General features: G+C 35.6%; 5 protein-coding genes. All 5 read right to left on the bottom strand.

The annotated features are described in order from the left end of the window. Nucleotides 1-433 precede the first annotated feature (433 nt). The 5 genes from PHQ99_07630 to PHQ99_07610 are packed head-to-tail and all read right to left on the bottom strand — an operon-like array spanning nt 434 to nt 5,188. On the bottom strand, nt 434-1,153 hold the full coding sequence (locus PHQ99_07630) for an MBL fold metallo-hydrolase (GenBank protein MDD4289439.1): 720 nt from the start codon (nt 1,151-1,153) through the stop codon (nt 434-436). Between the two features lie 3 nt (nt 1,154-1,156). Beyond that, on the bottom strand, nt 1,157-2,233 hold the full coding sequence (locus PHQ99_07625) for an ABC transporter ATP-binding protein (protein MDD4289438.1): 1,077 nt from the start codon (nt 2,231-2,233) through the stop codon (nt 1,157-1,159). 40 nt (nt 2,234-2,273) lie between these two features. Next, nucleotides 2,274-3,131 carry an ABC transporter permease subunit gene (locus PHQ99_07620; GenBank protein ID MDD4289437.1) on the bottom strand — a complete coding sequence of 286 codons (858 nt, stop codon included), beginning with the start codon at nt 3,129-3,131 and terminating at the stop codon, nt 2,274-2,276. Continuing rightward, nucleotides 3,124-4,017: an ABC transporter permease subunit gene (locus PHQ99_07615; GenBank protein MDD4289436.1), complete on the bottom strand. Its 894-nt coding sequence runs from the start codon at nt 4,015-4,017 to the stop codon at nt 3,124-3,126. The genes PHQ99_07620 and PHQ99_07615 overlap by 8 nt, the downstream gene beginning before the upstream one ends. Nucleotides 4,018-4,036: 19 nt before the next feature. Further along, entirely contained in the window at nt 4,037-5,188 is a 1,152-nt protein-coding gene (locus tag PHQ99_07610; GenBank protein ID MDD4289435.1) for an extracellular solute-binding protein, read from the bottom strand. Nucleotides 5,189-5,794: the final 606 nt, after the last annotated feature.

Raw genomic sequence — 5,794 nt, 5'->3', positions numbered from 1 at the left:
CCTCCATTTTTTTATTGCATTTCATCTTCTGTCTATTAATACGCGAGGAATTATTATTTTCTTTCAACTTACAGCAAATTCTCTATAAATTTTTTCTTTTTTCCATTATAGTATTATGTAAATTACAGATTAAGATTTATCATATTAGACCTTAGAATATAACAATAAAATAGAAATATTTACAATATTATAGATAAAAACAAAGAAAATGGTATTAGTCAAAATAGTAGAGAAAAATATCACATCCTGCGTTGGGCGTTATTTATTCTTTTGCAAGTAGTATTGTTTTCCTGGCAGCTTGTATTGTCTTTCTTATACCTCTTTTAAAACCTGATAAACATAGTGAAAAATAATTAAAATTTAATAAAATTAACTTTGGTTATCATTTAATTCTTGCTTAACACTTATTGCCGGCCAATAATTACAAATCACCTTAATCTATAGAGTTGCTTTCAGGAGAACTTGAATGGATTGGAATATACAGCCTGCAAAGTTTACCTATTTCCCGGGCCTTTTGTTCAGAAAGATGCAGCTTATTGACTCGTTCTTCTGTCACTTCGGAATCTTGTAATGTGGAATCAATTAATGCAATATCTACCCCTTTTACTAAATCTTTAAGATTTTGACACAATCCGGTATCCCCGGTGATAGCAATTGATTCTCCCTCAAATGAAAACCGATATCCCATTGCAATATCCGGGTACAGTAATTTATGATGCCCAACCGCTGCATAATGAGTCATCTGATAAGCTTTCATGGTTATTCCTGATACCTGTATAGTCTGACTCGTACTAATCTGTTGACATCCTATGGAAAATAAAGTCTGAGAAATGCTTTTTTTAAATGCTTGTATAATATGAGCAATAGAGGTAGTCCCTTCGGGATACACTATTTCAACTTTTTGCATTCTCTCCATATTACGGAATTGTGAAAGCACCGCAAATAAGCCGCTGACATGATCAGCATGTCCGTGGGTAAAAAATATTGCCTTTATCCTATTTAAATCGATATTTTGCTGAATAAGATCCCGTAGTGTTCCGTCTCCGGTATCTACTAAAAATAAGTCGTTACCTGCTGAAAGGAGGATCTGTGTAGCAATGCCTGCCCTGGAAAACAGTATGCCCACTTTGAAATATTTGCCATACCACTTCATCTACTATACCTCATCAGGGGTAACGATTAGTTCTTCTGGTGGCAGATAAATTTCAACTTCGTCACCAATTTTGTAATTTATTTTTGAACTCTCATTAGTTCGAATTATCCATCTGCCGAGCTGTATTCTGTAATCAACAATATCCCCCAGATATGAAGCCTGTAATATTTTTCCTCTAAATATATTTTTCTTATCTGCTGCATATTTGTCTTTCTCGGCAAACTGTACAGTATTTATTCGAATAGCAATAGATACTTTGTTACCTGTTTTCAAACCAGGCCGTTTAGCATATATAAGCAGGTCGTCTTCTGTTTTGACTGCAACTATGTTATCTTTATCTATTTTGCTTATTTCTCCTTTAATGAAACTGGTTACTGCTATAAAACCTGCTACAAAACAATTGTGGGGTGATTCATAGATTTCTTTTGGTGTGCCAATTTGGATTATTCTTCCCTGGTTTAGAATTATAATTCTATCGGAAATAACCATCGCCTCTGCCTGGTCATGAGTAACATAGATAGCTGTAATTCCCAATTTCCTCTGTAATTCAATGAATTCAAAGCGCATCTCTTCCCGCAACTGGGCATCAAGATTACTAAGAGGTTCATCAAGTAGCATGATGGCAGGCTCAATAACTAATGCCCTGGCCATGGCAATTCGTTGCTGTTGACCGCCGCTCAATTGGCGGGGATAACGTTTTTCATATCCGGATAATCTAACTATACCTAAAGCCCTTTTAATTCTTTCATCAATCTCTTTTTTATCAAGTTTTCGAATCTGTAATCCAAAAGACAGGTTTCCATAAACGGTCATATGAGGCCAAAGAGCATAACTTTGAAAGACCATACCAATCCCCCGCTGTTCCGGACTCATATTGGTTATATCTCTGTTATCCAAAAATATTTTCCCTTTATCCGGTATTTCAAAGCCGGCTAAACATCTCAAAGTAGTTGTTTTTCCGCAACCGCTGGGACCCAGCAAACTCAATACCTGTCCTTCTTCGACCTTAAAACTGATATTGTCTACAGCCTGCACATTACCAAAACGTTTATTTAGATTTTCTACCTTTAAAATGGCCATTCATAACCTCCGACAGATAATAAAAATGATAGATAAAAATTTATCCGGAAATACCCCCAATATATTCGGCTTTCAGTAATTTTTGTATTATGAACATAAAAATTATTGAAGGTATTAACAATAAAATTGCAATTACCGAGGCAAACTGGATATTAGAGCCACTGGCTGAATACAGGGTCATCGGTAAAGTAGTAACAAAGGGCAATCCAACAAAAAAAGTACCTGTAAATTCAAACATAGATTGTAAAAATACAAAAACAGCACTGGCTATCAATCCCGGGGCAGCCAGAGGTAGTGTAACTTTTAGAAATGCTCTCCCTCTGGAAGCACCGATACTGCGGGCTGCTTCTTCAAGCTCAGGAGGGATAGAGTTAAAGGTGCTGGTGGTAATCCATACCGCATAAACCAGCCCTACTACTAAATGAACTAAAATAACTCCGGTAACTGTTCCGTTTAAACCAACTTTGTTAAATAACAGCATTAGATTCAAAAATACAGGTTGCTGGGGAAATGCCCGTGGTAGAAGAAATAGAATCAGGATAAGTCCTTTTAATATGTGTGGAATTTTTAATTTGGATAAAGCATAACCAGCTGGAACCGAAACCAGCATGGAAATAATAACAACTATGATAGCAATACCTAAACTTAGAAAAAATGCCGGTAAAACATTTACCGCACCCAAAGTAAGGTTCTTTGTAACTCCCAGGGCTTGTAGCCAGTAATCAAATCCAATTTCCTGTGGCATAGTATTCGGCCAATACCACCTGATGGCTACAGACCAAATTAAAATGCTAAAGATTGGTGCAAAGAGAATAAACAGAAAAAAGATAAAGAGAACCATTTCGATTGTCTTTTTTACTATTGGCTTATTTTTTTTCTTCACTTCTTTTTTATTCATACAATCCTTTTCTCATATTTAGGACATAGTAGATAGCTAAGACACTGACCATAATATATGAAAACACACCCAATGCGTTGGCAACTCCATAGTCCCTGAAATAATTTACCCTATGGGCAATATCAATAGTGATTGTGGCTGGTGTCTTGCCTCCAATCAGCATATAAGGAAAACTAAAACAGCCTACATAAGAACAGAATACCAGGGTTATTGCCACTAATATATTTTGTTTATTCATAGGAATAAGCACCCTGGTGATAATCTGGTAAAGATTAGCGCCAACGCTTTTTGCTGCTTCTATATAAGAATTGTCAATCATCTGAAACCCGCCTACTATTAATAAAATCATAAATGGTCCTTCTTTCCAGACAAAACCAAAACTCAAACCAATCCAATTAAACAATTGCAGTGGATTTTCAATATCAATAAGATTTGCTTGTGCTAATAACAGGTTAAGAATACCATGAGGTGCTAAAAAGCTGCGCATCATCTGGGCTACTACTACAAACGGGAGAAATATGGGAAGACGATATAGCACAGAAACCGCCTGCCGTAGCCAGCCTTGAGATAAACGAAGGTAAACTCCCAATAGAATGCTAAAAATTGTAGCAATTAAAGTACTAAAAACAGTAACTCCGAAGGTAAAATAAACGTCCTGCATATAACGATCTGTCACAACCGCATAATTTTCAAATCCTAATTCTCCCTGCTTGCTGACAAAACTACCCCAAAAAGAAGCAAAAAAAGGCTGCACATAAAGAAGAATTATGATTGCGACAGCCGGAAATAATAATATAAAAGCAAGTAAATTAGCAGGGGACTTCTTTCCGGTCCCCTGCCCTGCTTGGTTGTTGTTAATTTGTAAGTCATTCTTATTTTTACTCATCGATAAAATAACCCATCTGCTATTCAGCAGCCTCTAACATGGCATCAAAGTAATCGGCCAGCGGAAAAGCCAATCCGTATTTAGAGAGCATTTCCGGGGTTACATCCTGATAAATTGTATCAAATGTTTCCTGGTCCACATAATCCTTTATATAATTTCCGTCAATACCCGGATACCAGTTAAACCGTTTTACAATATGTTCGGCTTGGAATTCCGGTGAAGTCACCAGTTCTACAAATTTTTTAGCTTCTTCCGGATGTCTGGTATTTTTCGGAATTACAAAGTACATGGGCTGACCGGGCATTCCCGGCTCTGGAAGTATCAGTCTTGTTTCAGGATCAAGCTTACCTTCTGCCATCCAGGTAAGGAACATGTCTACCCATACTGGCCCCATCCATATTTCACCACGGTTAAGAGCATCCAGGGTAGCAACATTTCCACCAGTTAGTGTTACATTTTTATCAAATTCTTTTAACTCTTTAATAGCTTCATCCCAAGTTGCAATCTCTGCCTCTTCAAAGGGACCGGTTATGGCATATTTTTCATAATTCCCGGTCTTCCAGTAAATCCAACCTACTGTAAAAGCAACTCCTGACATACCACCCTTTATACCATTATAGCCAAATTTACCCGGGTTTTCCTTTGTCCATTTTACAATTTCCTCATAGGTTTTAGGGGGATCAGTAACATATTTCGGATTATAAGCAAGCACTGTCTGACTATGGAACATAGGCATACAATAGCCTTCAACATTTACACCCAGGCTGGTTCTGGCAAAAGGTGAAGTAACATACTGCCAGGTATCAATATCTTTGGCATAATCCATAAGTAAATCTTCTTCAATTGACCATCTGAGAAAAATTTCATGTACCATTGCTACATCAATATCACCGGCCTCTTTTTCTTTATCTGCGTTCACTTTCTCAAAGATAAGACTGGAACCGGCATTTCCGGGACCTACATGAACAGTCATTACTTCTACATTCGGATTTTGTTCAGTGAATAATGGACCTATAACATGCTGACCCAGGGCAAGCATATTGACATCACCGGCTGTCATGTAAACTAACCTGACTTTTTCCTGAGCAAAATTAATTGATGAAAAGCAGAGAAGCAGTAAAAAAATTAATGTAATAATTGTAGTTAAATGAAAATATCTATTAAGTTTCATTTTGACCTCCTAAAGCATTTATCGAAACTTAAAAAACGCGAAATTCTTTTAAGAAATTCCAGCAAATCTTTCATTGACTTACATAATGCATTTCACCTCTTTTCTTTAAATGGTATAAATACTTTTTGATAGAATATTTTGGTTTTTTAATCTTTAAAATGGATGTAAACTTTAAATCCTTTAATATAATTTCAAATAATATAGATTATCACATTGAGCAGTAATAAATTGATGAAAAAAGTAGTTCGAATAATATGGTTTGATTGTTGCAGATTTGCTGTAATATTACCTACATCTATAATGTATATATTAAAAAATTATTGATTCATTTAATTAACTAAATAATATTATTCTATTTCATATTATAGCTTATTTATAGAATTATTAATATAAATATTTTTAAAATAGTTAAAAAATTACTCATTTTAACGATTCACAGTCTCAGTATATTTAATTAAAAAATGTGAGATTATTCTTTCTAATGACTATGTGTCAGGGCTATTAATAATGCCAGTGAGATTCCGCCAAGAAAAGCAATCACTGAATGCTTCTTTTCATGTCCGGTTGCCTCAGGCAGTAGATGGGATGCTGAAATGTATATTAATA

It is taken from the genome of Atribacterota bacterium, from assembly GCA_028703475.1.
GTDB lineage: Bacteria > Atribacterota > Phoenicimicrobiia > Phoenicimicrobiales > Stramentimicrobiaceae > JAQVMU01.
This window is presented reverse-complemented; position numbering and strand designations above follow the sequence as displayed.

Excerpts from the sequence above, each read along its gene's own strand:
- PHQ99_07630 (MDD4289439.1), bottom strand. The coding sequence starts at position 1,153 with ATGAAGTGGTATGGCAAATATTTCAAAGTGGGCATACTGTTTTCCAGG.
- PHQ99_07610 (MDD4289435.1), bottom strand. The coding sequence starts at position 5,188 with ATGAAACTTAATAGATATTTTCATTTAACTACAATTATTACATTAATT.
- PHQ99_07625 (MDD4289438.1), bottom strand. The coding sequence starts at position 2,233 with ATGGCCATTTTAAAGGTAGAAAATCTAAATAAACGTTTTGGTAATGTG.
- PHQ99_07615 (MDD4289436.1), bottom strand. The coding sequence starts at position 4,017 with ATGAGTAAAAATAAGAATGACTTACAAATTAACAACAACCAAGCAGGG.
- PHQ99_07620 (MDD4289437.1), bottom strand. The coding sequence starts at position 3,131 with ATGAATAAAAAAGAAGTGAAGAAAAAAAATAAGCCAATAGTAAAAAAG.